Origin of the sequence: Clostridium aromativorans (genome assembly GCF_020908015.1) — a bacterium.
In the GTDB taxonomy this organism is placed as follows: domain Bacteria; phylum Bacillota; class Clostridia; order Clostridiales; family Clostridiaceae; genus Clostridium_B; species Clostridium_B aromativorans.
On the sequence record NZ_JAJJPB010000006.1, the window covers coordinates 123637 to 144964 of the forward strand.

21 protein-coding genes are annotated in these 21328 nt (G+C 34.6%); all 21 read right to left on the minus strand.

What is annotated here, in order from left to right; all coding sequences use genetic code 11:
- Positions 1-3: 3 nt before the first annotated feature.
- A complete protein-coding gene (gene coaBC, locus LN736_RS07375) occupies positions 4-1203 on the minus strand; it encodes a bifunctional phosphopantothenoylcysteine decarboxylase/phosphopantothenate--cysteine ligase CoaBC (RefSeq protein ID WP_179977228.1) in 1200 nt (399 codons plus the stop codon).
- Positions 1203-1421 (minus strand): DNA-directed RNA polymerase subunit omega, encoded by a 219-nt coding sequence (gene rpoZ, locus LN736_RS07380; RefSeq protein ID WP_150355859.1) that lies wholly within the window; start codon positions 1419-1421, stop codon positions 1203-1205. Before rpoZ ends, coaBC begins: the two co-directional genes overlap by 1 nt.
- On the minus strand, positions 1363-2031 hold the full coding sequence (gmk, locus tag LN736_RS07385) for a guanylate kinase (protein ID WP_150355858.1): 669 nt from the start codon (positions 2029-2031) through the stop codon (positions 1363-1365). Before gmk ends, rpoZ begins: the two co-directional genes overlap by 59 nt.
- Complete coding sequence (gene remA, locus LN736_RS07390; protein ID WP_150355857.1) at positions 2031-2306, minus strand: extracellular matrix/biofilm regulator RemA; 276 nt, start codon at positions 2304-2306, stop codon at positions 2031-2033. The genes gmk and remA overlap by 1 nt, the downstream gene beginning before the upstream one ends.
- 14 nt (positions 2307-2320) lie before the next feature.
- The gene (locus LN736_RS07395; protein ID WP_150355856.1) at positions 2321-3199 is read right to left on the minus strand and encodes a YicC/YloC family endoribonuclease; all 879 of its coding nucleotides are present in this window, start codon (positions 3197-3199) and stop codon (positions 2321-2323) included.
- Between the two features lie 319 nt (positions 3200-3518).
- A complete protein-coding gene (gene spoIVA / locus LN736_RS07400) occupies positions 3519-4997 on the minus strand; it encodes a stage IV sporulation protein A (protein ID WP_150355855.1) in 1479 nt (492 codons plus the stop codon).
- Positions 4998-5093: 96 nt separating this feature from the next.
- Positions 5094-6092, minus strand: coding sequence for an NAD(P)H-dependent glycerol-3-phosphate dehydrogenase (locus LN736_RS07405; RefSeq protein ID WP_150355854.1), 999 nt, complete (start codon positions 6090-6092; stop codon positions 5094-5096).
- A gap of 2 nt (positions 6093-6094) precedes the next feature.
- Positions 6095-7411 (minus strand): ribosome biogenesis GTPase Der, encoded by a 1317-nt coding sequence (der, locus tag LN736_RS07410; RefSeq protein WP_179977226.1) that lies wholly within the window; start codon positions 7409-7411, stop codon positions 6095-6097.
- 3 nt (positions 7412-7414) lie between these two features.
- Positions 7415-8749, minus strand: a complete 1335-nt coding sequence (locus LN736_RS07415; RefSeq protein WP_229981264.1) for a DUF512 domain-containing protein — start codon at positions 8747-8749, stop codon at positions 7415-7417.
- A gap of 43 nt (positions 8750-8792) precedes the next feature.
- Positions 8793-9788, minus strand: coding sequence for an inorganic phosphate transporter (locus LN736_RS07420; protein WP_150355851.1), 996 nt, complete (start codon positions 9786-9788; stop codon positions 8793-8795).
- Positions 9781-10404, minus strand: coding sequence for a DUF47 domain-containing protein (locus LN736_RS07425; protein ID WP_150355850.1), 624 nt, complete (start codon positions 10402-10404; stop codon positions 9781-9783). Before LN736_RS07425 ends, LN736_RS07420 begins: the two co-directional genes overlap by 8 nt.
- A gap of 130 nt (positions 10405-10534) precedes the next feature.
- Complete coding sequence (gene phoU, locus LN736_RS07430) at positions 10535-11191, minus strand: phosphate signaling complex protein PhoU (protein WP_150355849.1); 657 nt, start codon at positions 11189-11191, stop codon at positions 10535-10537.
- A gap of 58 nt (positions 11192-11249) precedes the next feature.
- Positions 11250-11999 carry a phosphate ABC transporter ATP-binding protein PstB gene (gene pstB, locus LN736_RS07435; RefSeq protein WP_179977225.1) on the minus strand — a complete coding sequence of 250 codons (750 nt, stop codon included), beginning with the start codon at positions 11997-11999 and terminating at the stop codon, positions 11250-11252.
- A gap of 12 nt (positions 12000-12011) precedes the next feature.
- Entirely contained in the window at positions 12012-12902 is an 891-nt protein-coding gene (gene pstA / locus LN736_RS07440) for a phosphate ABC transporter permease PstA (protein ID WP_268253797.1), read from the minus strand.
- Positions 12899-13792, minus strand: coding sequence for a phosphate ABC transporter permease subunit PstC (gene pstC / locus LN736_RS07445; RefSeq protein WP_150355847.1), 894 nt, complete (start codon positions 13790-13792; stop codon positions 12899-12901). The genes pstA and pstC overlap by 4 nt, the downstream gene beginning before the upstream one ends.
- Before the next feature lie 73 nt (positions 13793-13865).
- Positions 13866-14765, minus strand: coding sequence for a phosphate ABC transporter substrate-binding protein (locus LN736_RS07450; protein WP_150355846.1), 900 nt, complete (start codon positions 14763-14765; stop codon positions 13866-13868).
- 165 nt (positions 14766-14930) lie between these two features.
- Complete coding sequence (gene pnpS / locus LN736_RS07455; protein ID WP_150355845.1) at positions 14931-16652, minus strand: two-component system histidine kinase PnpS; 1722 nt, start codon at positions 16650-16652, stop codon at positions 14931-14933.
- Positions 16653-16663: 11 nt separating this feature from the next.
- On the minus strand, positions 16664-17359 hold the full coding sequence (locus tag LN736_RS07460) for a response regulator transcription factor (protein ID WP_150355844.1): 696 nt from the start codon (positions 17357-17359) through the stop codon (positions 16664-16666).
- A 74-nt stretch (positions 17360-17433) separates the two neighbouring features.
- A complete protein-coding gene (gene pgeF / locus LN736_RS07465; RefSeq protein ID WP_150355904.1) occupies positions 17434-18168 on the minus strand; it encodes a peptidoglycan editing factor PgeF in 735 nt (244 codons plus the stop codon).
- Positions 18169-18399: 231 nt separating this feature from the next.
- Positions 18400-19632 carry an MFS transporter gene (locus LN736_RS07470; RefSeq protein ID WP_268253798.1) on the minus strand — a complete coding sequence of 411 codons (1233 nt, stop codon included), beginning with the start codon at positions 19630-19632 and terminating at the stop codon, positions 18400-18402.
- A 156-nt stretch (positions 19633-19788) separates the two neighbouring features.
- On the minus strand, positions 19789-21072 hold the full coding sequence (locus LN736_RS07475) for an MFS transporter (protein WP_229981266.1): 1284 nt from the start codon (positions 21070-21072) through the stop codon (positions 19789-19791).
- Between the last annotated feature and the right edge of the window lie 256 nt (positions 21073-21328).

Sequence of the window (21328 nt, forward strand, 5' to 3'; positions counted from 1 at the left end):
AACTCATAATTTAGATGCCAATATATCAAATAATTTTCGCGCTACTTCTCTCTTTGTCATCTTATCTAAATCGATTTTATTCCCATCCTTGAATATTATAGTAACTTTATTATTATTTGAGGCAAATCCAGTATCTACACCTGTTATATCATTGGCAATTATATAGTCCAAATTTTTGCTTTCCAATTTTTTTGCAGCATTTTCAATTAGATCATTGCTTTCTGCAGCAAAACCTACTAAAATTTGATTACTTTTTAGTTTACCTAGCTCTTTCAATATATCAATATCCCTGGTAAGTGGAAGTGAAAGCTCATCTCCGTCTTTTTTTATCTTTTTCTGAGAATACACTTTGGGTTTATAATCAGAAACTGCAGCTGCCTTTACTACTATATCCTGTTTTTCAAATTTCTCAAGTACTGCATTGAGCATCTCCTCATTTGTCCTCACACTCACAAATTGTACTCCAAAGGGTATATTTAAGTTAGTGGGCCCGGAAACAAGGGTTACTTCCGCTCCCCTATCTCTGGCTTCTTCAGCTATGGAATATCCCATTTTGCCAGTGGATCTATTGGTTATATACCTCACAGGATCTATATCCTCCCTGGTAGGTCCAGCAGTAACAAGCACCTTTTTACCCTTCAGGTCTTTTTTATCATACAACATACTTTCAATTATCTGGGCTATAAAACCCGTATCCTCAAGTTTTCCCTCTCCACTGTCACCACAGGCCAGCCTTCCTGATGCAGGTCTTATAAATTCATATCCAAATTTCATGAGTTTATTGATATTGTCCTGTACAATGGGGTTGTTGTACATATTTGTGTTCATGGCAGGAGCAAAAACCACAGGAGCTTTGGTTGCCATAATTGTAGTAGTTAAGAGATCATCTGCTATGCCACTTGACACTTTTCCTATTATATCCGCAGTTGCCGGAATAACCGCCAGTAAGTCTGCCTTCTTTGCAAGGGAGATATGCTGTATTTCCCAAGCTCTCGGTTCCTGAAACATATCAACATTTACTATATTCTGGCTCATAGTCTGAAAACTAAGCGGCGTTACAAATTTCACTGCGGATTTTGTCATTATGACATTTACCTCAAAGTTTCTTTTTTTTAGCCTGCTTACCACATCCAGCGCCTTATAAGCTGCTATTCCACCAGTTACTCCTATAACTACCGTTTTCCTATCACTTACATTCAACATTACTTAATACCTTCTTTTACAGTTTCGTAAGTAATCAAATTTTGATATATTTCATTAATAGCTATAGTAACTGGTTTAGTTGAATCTATATTCACCAAAGGTTCAGATCCATCAATCAATTGCCTTGCTCTCTTAGATGTCACAGCAACTAATGTATATCTATTGTCCACTCTTTTTAATAGATCTACAATAGATGGATTTATCATCGAGTTGTTCATATGTAATTCCCTCCTTAGGATCTAATATTTCATCTTTAACTCTATCCACTCTGCATTTTTCCGCCGCAATTATACTCTCTATATTTCTTACGGCATTATCTACAGTATCATTTATAACCACATAGTTATATTTTGATACATAATTTATTTCCTTATAGGCCGAACTGAATCTAGTCATGAAGGATTCTGGTGTTTCACTGCCTCTACTTATAATTCTCTTCTTAAGTTCTTCCATTGAAGGAGGAAGTATAAATATAAATACGCCTTCAGGATAGGTCTCTTTTACCATCAAAGCCCCCTGAATATCAATCTCGAGTACTACGTCATTTCCCTCTTTTATAGCTTTTAAAACCTGGGACCTAGGAGTTCCATAATAATTCCCATATACTTTTGCATATTCCAAAAAATTATTGTTTTTTATTTTATTTTTAAAATCTTCTTCAGTCAAAAAATAATAATTCACTCCATCTACTTCACCTTTTCGTGGAGATCTTGTGGTAGCTGAAACAGAAATCCAAAATTTATCCTTTTTTATCAGGGCTTTGCATACTGTACTTTTTCCTGTTCCAGAAGGCCCCGATATTACAATTAGAAGACCTTTTTTTCGCATTATTCCTCAACCTCACTGATTTCATCTTCTCCATCTTTAGACGACAATCTATGTGCTACAGTCTCAGGTTGAACCGCTGAAAGTATTACATGATCACTGTCAGTTATTATAACAGCTCTTGTTCTTCTTCCATAAGTGGCATCGATGAGCATTCCCCTATCTCTTGCCTCCTGAATTATTCTCTTTATCGGTGCAGACTCTGGACTCACTATAGCCACCAATCTATTTGCTGAAACAATATTTCCAAAGCCTATATTTATTAACTTAATACCCATACATTTCCTCCTGTTTACTCTACATTTTGTATCTGTTCTCTTATTTTTTCTATCTCATTCTTTACATTTAATATCAGCCGCGTTACTTCTAAATTTGTCGATTTAGATGCAATGGTATTTGCCTCTCTATTCATCTCCTGTAATATAAAATCAAGCTTTCTTCCTACAGGTTCATCAACATTTAAAGTATCTTTAAACTGAATTATATGACTATTTAACCTTACAATTTCCTCATCAATACAGGACTTATCTGCAAATAGTGCAATTTCCATTGCCAGCCTATTTTCATCTACCGGATATTTTCCCAATAGATCTTTTAATCTATCTGAAAGTTTTTCTCTATACTCTTCAGGTATCTTAAAAGATTGCTTTTCTATATCATCCATTAAAGCTTGAATATGGCTGCATTTCTCAATCATATTTTCCTTTAACTTTTCTCCTTCTTTCTCTCTCATGTCCATGAGCATGGAAATAGCATCATTTAGAGCCTGTAATAAATATTCCCAAGCGCTTTCAAGATCATCCTCTTCCTTTTTCAATGTTATCACATCCGGGAATCTAGCAATTAAATCAAGAGATACACCCTCTTTTATATCATATTTTTCTCTTATCCTATTTAAACACTCTACATAGCTGTCCGCTAATTCTTCATCTAGTACAGCCCTTGTAGAGCAATTGCCAAAATCCGCCTGAGTTATAAATATATCTACTTTACCTCTATTTATTTTTTGTTGAACTACTTTTCTTATTCTGTCTTCTAACGGCATAAAGCTTTTTGGCATTTTAATATTTAAATCACAGTATCTGTGATTTACACTTTTTATTTCTACTGTAAAACTCTGTCCATCACTTTCTACTGTGCCCCTCCCATATCCTGTCATGCTTTTAATCATTATAATTTCATCCTTCCACAAAACCACATAAGTCTACAACTAATTATACATAAATACATATAATAATTTCAAGATAAATTTTATATTTCAGAGCTGATAAATCCATATTAAAACTTTCTCTAAATTGTAGTTTAAAACGATTATATCACAAAACATCTCTAATAGACATATTTATAGTAATTTTATACATTTATTTGATAAAATAAACTTAAAGCTTCAGACAATTAAATACAACTGCCTGAAGCCGTAGATCTGAAAATATAATTCTAAAATAGTAATATATATTAGACAAAATCACAATAAAATGTATTTTTAAAACTTAAAGTATAATGCATATCAAGCCGCCATTGCCTTCATTTATAATTTTCTGAAGTGTTTTTTGTATTTTAATCTGAATATCCTCTGGCATCTTATAGAGTTTGTTTTGAAGTCCCTCTTTCACCAATATTTCCAGTGACTTGCCAAACATATTGCTCTGCCATATTTTAGAAGGATCGCTTTCAAATTGCTCCAGCAGGGATTTGACCATTTCCTCACTTTCCCTTTCTGTACCCATTATAGGTGAAATCTCCGTTTCAATATCTGCGCGTATGAAGTGCAGGGATGGAGCACTTGCTTTTAATTTTACTCCAAATTTATTTCCCTGTTTTACTATCTGCGGTTCCTCCAGCTTCATTTCTGAAAGCTGAGGTGCTACTAGACCATAACCGGTTTCTCTAACATCTTTCAAAGCCGTTGAAATCTTGTCATATTCCACTTTTGCACTGTGCATTTCTCTTACTATATTCAGCAGATCATTTTCTCCTTGAATTTCCTTTCCGCATACCTCTCCTAATACCTTATAGTAAAGATCTTTTTTAGGTTTTAAATCAATGCTGGCAGTGCCCTCTCCCATATTAATTTCTTTTACCTCAGATTCTCCCACAAATTCTACATCTGAAAATCCATCTACAGATTTTACTATATCCCTTATTTTATACACGCTGCCGCACATATCCTTTACCAAATTTATGAAATCTAATTTCAGCCAATGAGAGGGCTCCATTTTTTCTATCCATTCAGGCATATCAATATTTATTTCCTTAATTGGGAATTCTTTAAGTATTCTTTGAAATACATTTGTTATGTCATCTTCTTTCATATTAAGTACATCCATACATTGAACAGGTACATCATATTTGTTCTCCAATTCTTTCTTTAAAGCCATGGTATCAGGCTCATAAGGATGTTGTGAATTTAAGATTACCATAAAAGGCTTATTTATTGACTTGAGTTCATTTACCACTCTTTCTTCAGCGTCAACATAATCATCCCTGCTTATATCTGTTATAGAACCATCCGTAGTCACTAAAAGCCCTATAGTTGAATGTTCATTTATTACCTTTTTAGTTCCAATTTCAGCAGCTTCTTCAAAAGGTATTTCATAGTCATACCATGGAGTGGTAACCATTTTAGCTTCTTCTCCCTCCATGTATCCCAATGCGCTCTTAACTATATACCCAACGCAATCCACCATTCTCACTTTAAACTTAGTACTTTCATTTAAACTTATCTCTATAGCTTCATTGGGAACAAATTTAGGCTCAGTAGTATGAATTGATTTTCCTGAAGAACTTTGGGGCAATTCATCTTTAGCCCTCTGTTTTTTATAAGAATTATCTATGTTGGGAAGTACCATTATTTCCATGAATTTTTTTATGAAAGTGGATTTTCCAGTTCTAACAGGGCCCACAACTCCCACATATATATCTCCCTGAGTTCTCTCTGCGATATCCTTGTATATATTAAAGTTTTCCAAAATATACCCTCCAATAATCTAATATTAACAGTATATATATATTTTGGTGGAGCATATTTTATTACATATTATTTCACTTACAGCTCAAATTAATTTTCAATATGTTTCGCTTTTTTTGGCTCTTGTCATCAATTCATATACAGTATATCTTGGATCTTTTCCTTTGAAAAGTATCTCATAAAGAGCCTCCGTTATAGGCATTTCTACATTTAGCTTATTTTTAAGCTTATAAAAAGCTCTACAAGCTGATATACCTTCGACTACCATATTAACTTCCTTAATTGCCTCTTCTACTGATTTGCCCTGACCTATAAGTATTCCAGCTCTTCTGTTTCTACTGTGCATGCTGGTACAGGTAACTATAAGATCTCCTATGCCCGAAAGTCCTGAAAATGTTTCTCTTTTACCTCCAAGCCTTTCTCCAATTCTCACCACTTCTGCAATCCCTCTGGTCATAAGAGCTGCCTTTGAGTTATCACCATAACCTATTCCATCTGAGATTCCTGCTGCCAGTGCAATTATATTTTTAACAGCACCTCCAATTTCAACTCCCACTATATCTTTATTGGTATACACTCTAAATTTGCTTGTTGTAAAAAGGTTTTGGATTTTTTTACTGCAGTTGACATCTTTTGAAGATACCACTACCGTTGTAGGTATATCAAGAGCTACCTCTTCTGCATGACTTGGTCCTGAAAGCACTACCACTTTATTTTCAGGTAGTTCCTCTTCAATAACTTCAGAAAGTCTTTTGCCCGTTTTTTCTTCTATTCCCTTGGCTATATTTACAATTATCTGATCTTTGCTTATAAACTGCTTAAAATTTTTACACACTTCCCTTACGGCCTGAGACGGAACTGCTAAAACCAAAATACCGCTTTCTTTAATTACCTGTTCCGCATTTATAGATGCTTTTACGTTATTGGGAATCAATACTTTGTGAAGGTATTTAATATTTTCCCTTCTTTCATTTATGTCCTGAACTATGGAATTTTTTCTATCCCACAAATTCACTTCAATTCCCTTTTTAGCAAGCATTATAGAAAGGGCCGTTCCGAAACTTCCCCCTCCTAAAAAAGATACAGATAAACCCACAGCTAACCCTTCCTTTCTCTAAATTCAAGTTTTATTCCAGTGCCTGTAAAATCAAAGCTGTCTCTCAATTGATTTTCTATATATCTCTCATAAGAAAAATGAATACAAGTAGGATCATTTACAAAAAACACGAAAGTAGGGGGTTTATTTCCCGTTTGGGTGACATAGTATATTTTCAATCTCTTAGTTCCAATAACCGGTGGTTCCTTCATCATAACTGCCCTGCTTATAACGTCATTTAACACCCCTGTCTTTATTTTTTTACAGTAGTTTTCATAACACAGTTTTACTGTTTCCAATACTTTGTGTATTCTCTGTCCTGTTTTTGCAGATATGAAAAGATAGGGTGCATAAGTCATAAAAGAAAGACCTCTATTTATATTATTCTTATAAATATTTGTTGTCTTTGCATCCTTCTCTATCAGATCCCATTTATTGATCACAACCATGATGGATTTATTCAATTCATGGGCATAGCCTATTATCTTTTCATCCTGCTCGCTTATACCCTGGGTGGCATCAAGCATAAGTACACATACATCTGCTCTTTCCACTGCTGTATAAGTTCTTATAACACTATATTTTTCCACTTCCTTTTTAACCTTGCTCTTCCTCCTAATACCTGCCGTATCTATCAATAAAAATTTGCCTTCTTCTGTGTCTAGATAGCTGTCTACAGCATCTCTTGTAGTACCGGGAATTTCACTTACAATAACTCTTTCCTCACCCAGTAATTTATTTATAAGAGATGACTTTCCAACATTTGGCCTACCTATAAAAGCTATCTTTATATAATCTCCATTTTCATCTTCACCGCTGTTATCTTGAAAATTCTCCACTACCTTATCCAACATATCACCCAGACCCAATCCCTGAGAAGCTGAGATAGCTATAGGATCACCTATACCTAGATTATAAAACTCATAAGTAGAAACCTCTTGTTTTGCACTGTCTATTTTATTTACTACAAGCACCACTGATTTTTTACTCTTTCTAAGCATCTGGGCCACTTCTCTATCAGAATCAACAAGCCCTTCTTTTCCATCAACTATAAATATTATCACGTCAGCAATTTCAACTGCCATCTGAGCCTGCCTTCTCATCTGAAGGTATATTATATCATTATTTTCTGGTTCAATTCCTCCTGTATCAATTATAGTAAAGTTATATTTTAACCACTCTGCCTCTGCATATACTCTATCTCTAGTAACTCCAGGAGTATCTTCTACTATGGATATTCTCTTGCCTGCTAATTTATTAAACAAAGTGGACTTCCCTACATTTGGCCTTCCCACTATGGCTACTATTGGCTTTCCCATTGATCATTTCACCTCACTGTTTTCATTTATAATCCGTATTAGATCCTTTCCCGTATAATCACATACAAATATTTTTCTCTTTAAAATTTTCTCTAAATCCGTTAAAGTTACATCATCTAAAAATACCATGCCTTTTGACTTTGAAAGTTCATATCCTTTTCTAAACATACATTCCGGTATAATTACATACTTTCCCAGATTGTCATTCTGAATTTGTTCTACTATATCACTTGCTGTAACAAGCCCCGCCACAGTTATAGTATTGCCAAAGAAATTATTTATTATCTTTTTTACATAAATCACTATATCCTGATTCTCTTTTGATATCTTATCAGCAGCAGCCTTTACATCATCATATGCTAAATCTCCTGTTAAAAAAGTAAAAGATCCTTTTATGTCCTTTCTTAAACATGTGATCTCTCTGTCTATATTATCTCTAAAAAGTCTTACGATGCCAACACCGTCTTCCAACTGCTTATAGTTTTCATAAAACTTTGAATTTGGAATTTTCCTGCGGGAAATAAGATAAAACTCATCAGAAAGCCTTACAAAGGGAGATCCTATTTCCATCAGATATTTACTTTGAAGTTCTTCTGCAATATGTAATTGTTCTCCAGCAGAAATTCTATCATACTGCTTAAGCTTAAAAAGTCCATGTCTGTATTTCGTAATTCCCACTGGCACTACTGCCACATTTTCAATTCCCGGATACAATTTATATAAGTCCTCTACAGTTTTTCGAAACTCTATTCCATCGTTTATACCAGGGCATAGTACTATCTGACAATTTATCTTTATTTCATTTTCAGTCAGTTTCTTCAGGCGTTCATATATATTTCCTGCAAATCTGTTGTTGAGCATCTTCATTCTAAGTTCAGGATTAGTAGTATGAACAGATACATTTATAGGACTGATTCTATACTTAATTATTCTATCTATATCCCCTTCAGTCATGTTAGTAAGAGTGACAAAATTTCCCTGAAAAAAAGCCAGTCTTGAATCATCATCCTTAAAATAAAGAGTATCTCTCATTCCTGAAGGGAGCTGATCTATAAAGCAAAAAATACATTTATTATGACAGTTTTTAGGTCTATCCAAAATTGTCTCCTCAAACTCCACCCCCAGTTCCTCATCGTATTCCTTCTCTATTTCAAGTTCCCACATCTCTCTATTTTCTTTTTCTATTTCTATTTTTACATATTCATCACTTATTAAAAATTTATAATCTATTATATCTTTGATTTCAACACCATTAATTGATAAAAGACAGTCACCCTTTTCTATTCCCATCTCTTCTGCAATACTTCCAGGTTTCACTGTCTTAATTTTATTTTTCATATGTATTAGACTCCTATTTAAATTAAATATTTACTACAACCCATTAAAATAAACTCAATAAAAATATAAGAATTCCTGAAATTGCAGCACAACTAGGTATAGTAAATATCCACGTTGTGACTATGTCTTTGACTACGGCCCACCTCACTGCAGAAAATCTCTTAGCAGAACTAACTCCCATTATGGATGTGGTTATTATATGAGTTGTACTGACAGGTGCATCAAACATAGTAGCCGTAAATATTACCGCCGAAGCTCCCATTTCTGCTGAAAATCCATTTACCGGCGTCATTCTGGCCATTTTGGATCCCATCGTTTTTATTATCTTTTTTCCTCCTAAAGCAGTACCCAGTGCCATGGATAATGCACAGCATACCTTAACCCATAGAGGTACTGAAAATTTATCAAGAAATCCAGCACTCACCAACGTCATAGTTATTATTCCCATAGTCTTTTGAGCATCATTTCCACCATGATTTAAAGCTATTAACATAGCTGAAAATATTTGAGCCTTTGAAAAAATCCTCGTAACCGTACGCGGTCTTGTATTTTTCAGTATCATATTCATCACATTCATAAATACAAATCCTGCTATAAATCCTATTATTGGTGACAATACCAGCCAGACAATAACTTTCCAAAAAAGTCCCGGCCAATTGATTATTAGAAATGAGCTCTTATAGACAATGGCAGATCCTACTAGTCCGCCTATAAGGGCATGAGAAGAACTACTTGGTATGCCGAAATACCAGGTTATCAGATTCCAGATTATAGCTCCCATCAGTGCAGCTATAATTACACTTTGCGTAACATCGTTTGGATCCACTATACCATTGCCTATTGTTTGGGCAACCTTCACACTCATAAAAGCGCCGACAAAATTTAGAGAAGCTGACATTATAACCGCTTCTCTCATAGTCATTACCCTGGTAGACACAACACAAGCTATAGCATTGGCACTATCGTGAAAACCGTTTATAACATCAAATATTATTGCAATCACAACTATTATTACAGTTAAAGTCAAAGCGCTAGGCATTTTTCATTACTACTCCTTCGACAACATTTGCTAAATCCTCACAGGCATCCAGCGTATTTTCAAGATATTGATATATTTCCCTCCACTTCATAACATCTATAACTTTCATACTTGATCTAAATATATCCCCAATAGCTTTTCTCGAAAGTACATCTCCCTGTTCCTCTATCCTATTTACATCTATTATAACACGTGAAAGTTTTTTACTCGTTTTCATATTTTTCAACTCTTCCATCAAAACTATTATCTGCTTGCAGGATTCCACTATCATACTGCTTAATTGAAAGGCCTCTTTAGTACATTCATTTACATTTAACATGACAAACCTGCTGGCAGTAGATTCTATTAAATCAATAATATCATCCATATCCTTTGCAATTACATATATATCCTCTCTGTCAAAGGGAGTAATAAATGTCTTATTTAACTGTTCCAGTATTTCATGCTGTTTTCTGTCTCCCTCATGTTCTACTTCCTTTATCTTTTTTAAATTTTCTTCTGAATTTTTCAGATCATACATAAAATCCCACAGTAATTTCGAAGCCTTGTAAGCAATATCAGCTGTCTGTGTAAAAAACATATAAAACTTGTCTTCCTTGGGAGTAAAAGTAAACATCACATACCTCCTGATCATTGAGAATGTTCATTTCGACCTAATAAAGTATACCATAAAATTACTAAAAATTAAACAAAAAAAGTTTTAAGCATCGAAATACTTAAAACTTAAGAAATTCTATATACTTATTCTATTCATTTAAATCTTTCTGTTCTCCTGTAACTAGATATATTGTTCCCTCACATATATTTGTAGCACGATCCGCTATCCTTTCCAGATACTTGCATACAAGTACCAATTGGATCATCTGATTTACCTTGCTTTCATCCTTTTCCGCAATCTTAATCATGTCAGTAAACACCTTTTTAAATAACGCATCTATTTTATCATCCATTTTACAAGCTTCATAGGCCTTTTCAAGATCCCTCTGCACATAGGAATCCAGGGATGTCTTTATCATGCCATTAACTATACTCGACATCTCAGGTATATCTATAAGCCTCTTTACATATTTCTCATTTTTGAGTCTTAAGGTTATTTTCGCTATATCCACCGCATGATCCGCTATTCTTTCAAGGTCCATGATAAGTTTAGAATTTGTAAATACTGTTCTCAGATCTATAGCAAGAGGCTGTTCCTTCGCAGTGACCTTTATACATTTATCCTCTATTTCCCTCTGAAGCTCATCTACTAGATCATCATTTTTTATAGTCTGCTCTGCCAACTCTTCATCTTGATTTACCAGTGATTCTATGCATTGATGAATTTGCTTTTCAACTATACTGCCCATTCTAAGCACATCATTGTGAATTTCTTTTAATGCATTGTCAAACGCTTTTCTTGTCATAATCCGTCACCTCTCTTAAATTATTGATTATTTTATCATTTTGCATAAACCCATAATTTTATCCAAATCTTCCCGTAATGTAATCCTCTGTCCTCTTATCCTTAGGTTTATAAAAAATATTTTCGGTCTTATCATTTTCCACAACTTCGCCATTTAAGAAAAAAGCTGTATAATCGGATATTCTTCCAGCCTGCTGCATATTATGGGTTACTATTATTATAGTATATTTTTTCTTTAAAATGTCCATAAGTTCTTCTATTTTAAGAGTGGATATTGGATCAAGTGCAGATGTGGGCTCATCCATTAAAAGCACATCTGGTTCTACTGCAAGAGTCCTGGCTATACAGAGTCTTTGCTGCTGACCTCCTGAAAGTCCCAATGCATTTTTATTTAACCTATCCTTTACTTCATCCCATATAGCTGCACCTTTTAAACTCTTTTCCACGATTTCATTTAATTTATTCTTATCCTTTATTCCATGTATTCTAGGTCCATAGGCCACATTATTGTATATGGACATTGGAAAAGGATTTGGCGCCTGAAATACCATTCCAATTCTCTTTCTCAAATCTATTACGTCATATTCGCTATATACATCTTTGTTTTCAAATAAAACTTTGCCTTGAATTTTAACTGAATCTATTAAGTCGTTCATTCTGTTTAAAGTCCTCAAAAATGTCGATTTTCCACATCCAGAAGGTCCTATCAGTGCCGTAACTGAATTTTTTTCTACATTTAAATTTACTTTTTTAAGAGCTTGAACCGCCCCATAGTACAAATCAAGATCCTCAGTTTGCATTATATACATTAGTTCCCCTCCCTATTTCTTACCTGTATAGGATTCATATATTTTTTTACCTATTATTCTCGCTAAAAAGTTAAATAACAATACCATAATGACTAAGACTGCAGATGCCTTATTAGCTATCTGCGACGCATCGGGCACCATACCCTCTGAATTGAGTTTCCATATATAAACTGCTAAACTCTCCGCCGGTCTCATTACGCTAAATGCCGAACCGCTGTTTGTCAAACTAAAAAATGAGAAATTCAATTTAGGTGCAGTCATTCCAGCAGTATACAACAGTGCTGCTGCTTCACCAAATATCCTTCCTGCCGCGAGTATTACACCCGTCAAAATTTGAGGTATAGCTGATGGAAGAACAATCTTTGATATAGTCTGCCACCTAGTTGTGCCAAGTCCAAGACTTGCTTCCTTTACCGGAGCCGATGCTGCAGTTATAGCATTTTCGCTTACCCTGGTTAAAGCTGGCAGATTCAACACCGATATAGCAAGAGCTCCCGATAGGAGCGTAAATCCCCACTGAGTGGCATTTACAAATATGAGAAGCCCGAATAACCCAACCACAATAGATGGAAGAGAAGCCATTGTTTCTATACATAATCTTATGGTATTTAAAAACACACCTCTTTTGGCATATTCAGCTAGATATATGCCAGCTCCTACTCCAAAAGGCACGCTTATAATCAATGAAACCACAAGCATATAAAATGAATTAAAAAGTTGGGGACCTATACCTCCTCCTGCCTCTCCGAATTTAGCGTCTCCAAACAAAAAAGACGGTTTAAAAAAACCTATACCCTTAAATAATATATAACCTATTAAAGCAACCAAAAGGGTTACTATAAAAACCGTTACCCCATAAAGAACTCCAGTCCAAATTTTATCTTTTGTCTTGGCATCTATCATTTAATTTCACTTCCCTTTCCTATTGCTCTTATTATCAAAATAAATATAAAAGAAATTATTAAAAGAAATAGCGCCAATGACCAGAGTGCATCATTCCATGCAGTCCCATTTACAGTGTTCCCCATATCCATGGTCAAAATACTGGTAAGTGTAGACGTAGGACTCAAAATGTTCTCAGGAAATTTTATTGTATTTCCTATTACCATCTGTACTGCCAGTGCTTCACCAAAAGCTCTTGCAAGTCCAAGTACTATTCCAGTAAGTATTCCATTTTTAGCTGACGGGATTATTACTTTGGATATAGTCTGCCATCTGGTCGCCCCAAGCCCATAGGAAGCTTCCATATATCCTTTCGGAATGGTTTTTACGGCATCTGCTGAAATGCTCGCTATAGTAGGCAATATCATAACGCTAAGTACTAATATTCCCGCAATCACACTAAATCCTATACCACCAAAATGTGTTTTTAAAAAGGGAATCAATACGCTGAATCCAACCCAGCCATATACAACAGAAGGTATACCTACGAATAATTCCAGAGAAGGTTGTAATATCCTGGAGCCTATTTTAGGAGATATATAATTCATAAATACAGCCAACGCTACACTTACAGGTGCACTCAATATGACAGCTCCTATGGAAACCAATGTAGAACCTACAAAAAATATAGCAGCACCAAGCTTAGGCGTGCTAGTATCAGGAACCCAACTTGATGTAAATAAAAATTGCATTAGAGGATATCCTCTCTTTACAAATGTATTCATACCCTTTGAGGCTATAAAAATTATTATACTAAGGGTGAGAATTATAATCATAACACCACAAAGTGTCGCAAATCCCCTTCCCATATATTCGTCTTTGAGTTTATTCCTAAATGATTTTTTTTTCATACTCACCAACCCCAACATTAATTTTGCTGGCCAGCCACTCACAGCCAGCCAGCAAAATATTTAAAAATGACTTTTATTTCAACTCACTCATTGGTATATATCCAAGTTTCTTTACTGTATCTGTATTTTCATCACTGAGTACGTAATCTATAAACGCTTTTGCAACACCTTTTGCTTCTCCCTTTGTATACATGTGTTCATATGACCAGAATGGATATTTCTTCGCAATTATGTTCTCTGAAGTAGCTTCCACTCCTTCTATTTTTAAGGCCTTCACATTTGACTTAACTGCATCAGTTAAATATGAAAGTGCAAGATAACTTATAGAACCCTGTGTTGTCTTAATGGCATTTTCAACATTTCCATTTGAATCCTGGGTTGTACCAAGACCTTCCTTTTCATCTTTACCGCCCATTACTGTGTCTTTAAATGTAGCCCTTGTTCCGGATGACTTAGTTCTGTTTATTACATTTATCTTCATATCATCTCCGCCTACATCTTTCCAATTGGTGATCTCTCCGGTAAATATCTTCTGTATCTGCTCTTTAGTCAAATTGTCAACCTTGACACTAGGGTTGACCACTACTGCAAAACCTATAGCACAGACTTTATGGTCAACAAGTTCTTTTGCCTTAGCTGCATCTAATTTTGACTCTGCTGTCACATCAGAATTTCCTATATCTGCAGTTCCCTGAAGAGCCAAATTCAATCCCGTACCGCTTCCTCCGCCTTGAACGTTAACTGTTGCTTTAGGATTTTTTTCTGCGAATGTCTTTCCAATTTGTTCTGCCAATGGCTGAAGAGCTGTGGATCCTGCAAGTGTTATTGAACCCGATATCTCCTCTTTTTTAGTATCGTTTGTACTATTTTCTGTACTGCTACTGCCACTATTTCCACCACAACCTGCCAGAACCCCTATTGCCAAAACAACAGACATGATCAGCATAAGGCCTTTTAAACCTTTTTTTTTCATAATTCCATAGACCTCCTTAAAATACTTATATGTAATATTTACAAAATTAATTACTACATTGTTTATAATATCCCATCAAGGTTAATATATTATTATACGAATGTTAATTAAAATTAACATTTATACTAAAAAATAGACAGTTCCAATTCAACTGTCTATTCTCAATCATGTACTTAGGTTTTTATTTAAATCTATGGGAATTTTAACTGTAAACTTACTGCCTTCACCAATTTCACTTTTAAGTTCTATAGTTCCATTAAATGCTAAAACTATATGTTTTACTATGGCAAGCCCAAGTCCCGTTCCCCCTGCGCTTCTGGATCTGGCTTTATCCACCCTATAAAACCTTTCAAATAATTTTTTCTGATGTACTTTTGAAATTCCAACTCCGTTGTCCTCTACAGAAATTAAATAATTGTTGTCTCTAACGTCTGTATTAATGCTAACCCTTCCGCCATTATCGGTATATTTTATTGCATTGTCCACCAAATTTATGATCATCTGCTTAAATCTATCTGGATCACCCCATATACCCGGTGGCTTACAGAGTTGTTTTTTTATAACTATATGTTTTTTATCAGCTGAAGCCTCCACCATGCAACATATATCTTCTATTATGTTGTTTGTTTCTATTATTTCAGATTTATCCATTTTACTGTTTTCTATATGCGACAATGTCAAAATATCATTTATCAGTCTTGTCAATCTATTTGCCTCATCATTTATTATATTTAAAAACTTGTTCTTATCTTCCTCGTCTTCCACATATTTTAATGTCTCTGCAAAACCTTTTATAGATGTAAGAGGCGTCTTTAATTCGTGAGAAACATTGGCCACAAATTGGGATCTCATATTCTCCAATTTCTTTATATCTGTTATATCCTGAACTACAGCTACTTTCCCTATTTTTTCCCTGCCGTTAATGATAAAAGCTCTTTTTATTCTCAGTATTCTTTCCCTTGGCCAGAGTATTTTTATTTCCCTGTAATCATCCTCTTCATCTTTAAATATGTCTTCCAGTTCAAAATCCCTTATTCCATCCAGAAGATCTTTTCCTATTATGTTCTTATGAACTCCAAATATCCTCTCTGCATATGGATTTATCATTATTATCTTGTAATCCATGTCTACAGCTATTACGCCATTATCCATACTCTTTAATATGGCCTCTAGTTTATTGCGTTTATCCACCAAATCCTCCAATGTAATCTGAAGCTTATCTGCCATATTGTTAAAAGTAATAGCAAGCTGGCCTATTTCATCATCGGAATTAATTTTGACCCTATTGTCAAAATTTCCACCTGCTATGCTGGAAGTAGTACGTTGAAGTTTTTCAATAGGACTGACTATAGACTTTGAAAGTTTTTCGGAAAACATCATGGACACCAATACAGAAAAAAACATTATGAGTACGTAATATTTAAAATAATTTCCCTCAAGTCCCTTAATTGTCTGCATGGTAAGAGCACTCCGCATTATATAGCCGTCACCAAATGCAGTGGCAAAATACAGCGTCTTTTTACCTGTAGTATCACTTAGCCTTACGTCGTAGCCGGTCCCATTTTTTCTGGCCTCCTGTACTTCTTTTCTGGAATTGTGATTACCCATGCTTTCCTTTGAAGCTACAGAATCGCTGAGCACTTTTCCTTTTTTATCTATAAATGTTTCCCTTATAATAGCATTTTTAAAATTCTTTGTAGAAAAACTGCTTATATCTTCTGGGAGCTTATTTTGTATCACATTTATTATAATCTGGTTATTCAATTTTAAAGTCTGTTTCATATTTTCAATATATTCACGATTTTCGATGATTATAAATAATAAAGTAGTTATAAGCATGCTAAATATAAGTGTTACCAACATGGAAAGCATCAATTTTCTCTTCATTTTATCACCAGCTACCCCTCCGAATTGAATCTATAGCCAATTCCTCTGATGGTTTCTATATATTTGGGAGCTTTATTTCCATCTTCTATCTTTTGCCTCAAATGTCTTATATGCACATCTATAGTTCTGGTTTCTCCAGCATATTCATAACCCCACACTTTATCCAATAGAAAATCTCTAGTCATGACTCTCCCTCTGTTTTCTATGAGTATCTTTAAAAGTTCAAATTCCTTCAATGTCAATTCAACTTTATGTTCACCTTTAATTACCTCATGTTTGTCAAAATCCACACTTATATCTCCAAAACTATAAGTTTTGCTTATGCTTCTCTCTTCTAAACGTCTCAGTACAGCTTTTACTCTAGCTACCATTTCCCTTATGGAAAAAGGTTTTGTTATATAATCATCTGCCCCAAGTTCAAGTCCTAATACTCTGTCAAATTCTTCTCCTTTAGCTGTTATCATTATTACAGGGGTAGAAGAAATTTCACTGTCTTTTCTTATCTCTTTACAGACCTCATAACCATCTAACTCTGGCAGCATAACATCTAGTAAGATGAGATCAGGTTTTTCTTCTCTTGCTATCTTAAGTCCATTTAAACCATCAGCTGCTACAATAGTTCTGTATCCATTTTTTCTAAGATTGAATCCAATAAGTTCACAAATATGTTCTTCATCATCTACTATCAATATTTTTTTCTGTAACATAATATTTATCCTCCTTATAGACCTAAAATTAACAGCTATAACCTAATAATTAAGAAAATCAGAAATACATAATTTTAACCTTCTTCAGCGAGTGTATCCAAATAAACAAATGAAAACATTCTTCCAGTACCTCTATCTTTTCTATAAGAATATAATTTAAACTCCCTATTACATGCTGTACAAATATCCAAATAGTTTATATTTTGCCTGTTTACTCCTTTTTCTAACAATTGATATAATATACACTTTTTTAAATCTAAATTTCTTCCATTGAATATGTGGTCTTTATTCCTGTAGAAAGAATCATCTTTAAATTTATTCTTAAATTCTTCTCCCACCTCATAGCAGCAGCTGTGAATATGTGGTCCCACACACACCTGTAAATTTTCAGGTTTACTGCTGTATTCTTTTTCAAGTTTTTCAATAGCTTTAGAAACAACGCAGGCCAGTGTCCCCTTCCATCCGCTGTGAACTGCAGCTATTACCTTTTTCTCTCTATCATATATAATAACAGGAACGCAATCCGCATTAAAAACTCCTACAGCTGTACAGGATCTATTGGTAATTATGCCATCTCCATCTTTCACTTTATCGTCGGGATTATATATGACAATTTCACATCCGTGTACCTGGTTTAAAAATCCCACATTTTCTAATTTAAACCATTTCTTTAAATTTTCAATGTTTTTTTTTCCTTCATCCTCTGCTTTATTAAAATTTAAATTACTCCTAGCCGTTGAAAATACTGCTTTTGCCCCTTTAAGATCCACAGTTATAAATTCATATGGATCGATTATAAGTTTTTCCATATTGACTATCATCCCCTCCTTAAGGCATCCAAAATCATTATATCACGAATCAATTATTATACTATATTTATAATTGGGTTTACCAATTGAAAGTTTTGATTGATTCCCACACCATTAACTATTATTTATCAATTATAATATAACAATTCTCATGAAATATAAAAAGGATTGTCCTAAAATAAATTTTAGAGCAATCCTTTTTATATTATATAACATCAAATCAAGTGATCCTTAACTTAATTTATGAGAATAGTTTATAGATATCGAACTTATTGTCATAAGCAATCCTGCCACACAGAAAATAACAAAGGTAGCTGTAAATCCTCCACTGAATGCAGCAATCCAACCTATCAAAATTGGAATTATAATTCCCGTTACATTTCCTGCGAAATTCATTGCTCCTGACAGTCTTCCTACATGTTGCTTATCCACTAACATTTGTGGTACACTCCAATACAATCCACCCCAACGCAAAAAGAAATTGGCGATACTTATCAATAAAACAGCAGCAGTTGCATTTTGGACAAAATTAACCATCAATACAGAAATTGCTACTGCAATACCCGCAAATCCAAGCATTGTCTTCATGACAACATTCGTAGAAGCACCTGGATGTCTCCTCCATCGATCTGACAATTGCCCTGCAATAATTTCACCTATAAACCCGCATCCAAAAATAAGCATTGTCCATACCCCTGTCATTCCGAAAGAAATATGCCTAACTTTTTGTATATAATAAGGAATCCAAGTCAACAGTCCATATACAACAGCATCATAAGAAGCAAATCCCAGCAATAACATCCATGGACTAGCATGTTTAAAATACAGAAGAATATTTCCTCCTGTAATTTTATTATCTTCTTCCCCAGTTTCATTTTTGCTGAGATATTCAACTTCCTCTTCAGTTATCATTGGATGTTCTGAAGGATTGTCTCTCATAAACAAATATGCGACAATGCCAATTAATATAGTTAGCACACCTAATATTGCAAATGCTATCCTCCAAGTACCCAGCCACATTATGAGACCTGTAACTACTATTCCGCCCAGTGCAGCACCAAGCTGGCCTCCACTGTCTACCAATGTACTTCCCCTTCCGCGCTCATATGGAAGAAGCCAGCTAACAAGAGATGTATTACAACCAACTTGAACAGGGCCCTCAAATACTCCAAGAAATAACCTTATAATTATCAAAGACATAAAGCTGTTTGCAAGACCCGTTAGACTCTCAGCTAAACCCCAGCCTATCAATGCACAGGTCACAATTCTTCTGGGTTTAAATTTATCTACCAACCATCCTCCCGGCAACTGCATAAGTGTATAACTCCAGAAAAAAGCACTCAGCACTATTCCCGTAAACATTGTTCCTATATGCAATTGCTTGCCTATCAATGACATTGGAATGGACAATGAAATTCTATCCATGTAATTAAATATGCCTATAATTAAGAAGAATACAAACATTCACCAACGTAATCCACGAATCTTTAATTTACCTGATCTAGTCTTTTCAGATTGCATATCTTCCTTTCCCTCCTTAATTTTACAAATCTTAGTTATACCTATCCAATTTTTATAAATATTATTTATTATTTTTAGTCTCCAACTATATTTGAGCTGCTAATTTCTATTTTCTTTTATAATAGTAGGGAGCTTTATAACTGCATTGAAAAAACATCCTATCAATAAAACGATGGCTAATATATACATTCCAATATCTGAACTATTTGTATATGTCATAACGAGCCCTACCAAATAAGGCCCTATAAATCCTCCTAAACAGCCTATTCCATTTATAAATCCACGTGCAGCTCCGCTGACATCAGATTCAAATAACATAGGTGGTAAAGACCAGAAACTGCTGTAATAATCATGAATGAACACGCCCGCCAACGCCAAGAAGACATAGGAGGTCCATATATTAGCTTTAAATTTAACTGAAAACGTAAGTGACAATGCAAAAAATATCATTGGAATTATTGCAAATAATTTTCTCTTCTGAGTTTTATCCGATAAATATGAAAATATCCATATACCAAAGATCAGCCCTACATAGGGAACCGCTGAAAGTAATCCTACTATTCCTATACCCGTTTTTGTCAATTCTTTAATCAACGTTGGCAGCCATAAAGAGTACCCATAGATACCTACTTGATAACAGAAATACGTAATAGTCAACAGCCATAAACTAGAAGACGCATAAATGTTTTGCTTTTTCTCAGAAGATCTAGTAGCCTTTTTTAATTCACTCTGTTCTTTTTTCAGTCTTTCAACAAGCCATTCTCTTTCTTCGCATGATATCCATTTGGCCTCTTCGGGAGAATCACTGATCATCGGATACCAGATGAATATCAGCATAAATGCTATTATGCCTTCAATAATAAAAACCCATCGCCAATTAGAAAAAGAAATTATCCATCCTGAAAGAGGAGCAGTAATAACGCTTGCTATTGCAAAATTGAACGCAAAGAATCCATTTGCCATTCCTCTTTCTTCATTTGGAAACCAGTGAGTTATCAAAACCAGAATAGCCGGCATGACTCCTCCCTCTGCCACTCCTAATGCAAAACGCAATGCCAACAGTTCCCATGTTTGATTTACAAAGCCAGTTATTATTGAAATCAAACCCCACGCCATTATGGATTTCAATATAAATTTCTTAGCGCTTTTGTGTTCTGCATAATTTCCTCCTGGTATTTGAAGTATAACGTACCCCACATAAAATATACCGGCAGCTATTCCAGTTACAGTTGAACCTATACCCAAAGTCCTGTTCATTCCCCCGGCAATCGCAAAAGATATATTTTGCCTATCCATATACGCAATTATATAAACAAGTATACAGGGAGGAATAATTCGAAACCATCTGCTTTTAGGTATATTTTTCACTTCTATATTTTCCATAATACATTTCCCCTTTTATATGCCAGTAGATATTTCAACCACAAATCTTAATTATTTGATATCTGGTATATTGTAATTTATAATCACCGGTTGCTGGTGTATAAATTAAATCATTTTGTGGACATCATATCTACTTTTAAGCACTAACATACTCTTATCTCCATATATCTACAGGTTCGCCCTTTTCAAATTCAATCTCTTTAGGGCCAGTTAAAATTTCAAGCTTGGGATTTTTTTCAACTTCGGGCAGCAGAGG

Bases quoted from the DNA above. Each gene is read 5' to 3' on its own strand.
- pgeF (WP_150355904.1), bottom strand. From the start codon at position 18,168: ATGGAAAAACTTATAATCGATCCATATGAATTTATAACTGTGGATCTT.
- LN736_RS07460 (WP_150355844.1), bottom strand. From the start codon at position 17,359: ATGTTACAGAAAAAAATATTGATAGTAGATGATGAAGAACATATTTGT.
- pstC (WP_150355847.1), bottom strand. From the start codon at position 13,792: ATGAAAAAAAAATCATTTAGGAATAAACTCAAAGACGAATATATGGGA.
- LN736_RS07415 (WP_229981264.1), bottom strand. From the start codon at position 8,749: ATGAAAAATAAAATTAAGACAGTGAAACCTGGAAGTATTGCAGAAGAG.
- LN736_RS07420 (WP_150355851.1), bottom strand. From the start codon at position 9,788: ATGCCTAGCGCTTTGACTTTAACTGTAATAATAGTTGTGATTGCAATA.
- pstA (WP_268253797.1), bottom strand. From the start codon at position 12,902: ATGATAGATGCCAAGACAAAAGATAAAATTTGGACTGGAGTTCTTTAT.
- remA (WP_150355857.1), bottom strand. From the start codon at position 2,306: ATGGGTATTAAGTTAATAAATATAGGCTTTGGAAATATTGTTTCAGCA.
- der (WP_179977226.1), bottom strand. From the start codon at position 7,411: ATGGGAAAGCCAATAGTAGCCATAGTGGGAAGGCCAAATGTAGGGAAG.
- LN736_RS07470 (WP_268253798.1), bottom strand. From the start codon at position 19,632: ATGTTTGTATTCTTCTTAATTATAGGCATATTTAATTACATGGATAGA.
- pstB (WP_179977225.1), bottom strand. From the start codon at position 11,999: ATGTATATAATGCAAACTGAGGATCTTGATTTGTACTATGGGGCGGTT.
- LN736_RS07395 (WP_150355856.1), bottom strand. From the start codon at position 3,199: ATGATTAAAAGCATGACAGGATATGGGAGGGGCACAGTAGAAAGTGAT.
- LN736_RS07475 (WP_229981266.1), bottom strand. From the start codon at position 21,072: ATGGAAAATATAGAAGTGAAAAATATACCTAAAAGCAGATGGTTTCGA.
- pnpS (WP_150355845.1), bottom strand. From the start codon at position 16,652: ATGAAGAGAAAATTGATGCTTTCCATGTTGGTAACACTTATATTTAGC.
- phoU (WP_150355849.1), bottom strand. From the start codon at position 11,191: ATGACAAGAAAAGCGTTTGACAATGCATTAAAAGAAATTCACAATGAT.
- LN736_RS07450 (WP_150355846.1), bottom strand. From the start codon at position 14,765: ATGAAAAAAAAAGGTTTAAAAGGCCTTATGCTGATCATGTCTGTTGTT.
- gmk (WP_150355858.1), bottom strand. From the start codon at position 2,031: ATGCGAAAAAAAGGTCTTCTAATTGTAATATCGGGGCCTTCTGGAACA.
- coaBC (WP_179977228.1), bottom strand. From the start codon at position 1,203: ATGTTGAATGTAAGTGATAGGAAAACGGTAGTTATAGGAGTAACTGGT.
- LN736_RS07425 (WP_150355850.1), bottom strand. From the start codon at position 10,404: ATGTTTACTTTTACTCCCAAGGAAGACAAGTTTTATATGTTTTTTACA.
- rpoZ (WP_150355859.1), bottom strand. From the start codon at position 1,421: ATGAACAACTCGATGATAAATCCATCTATTGTAGATCTATTAAAAAGA.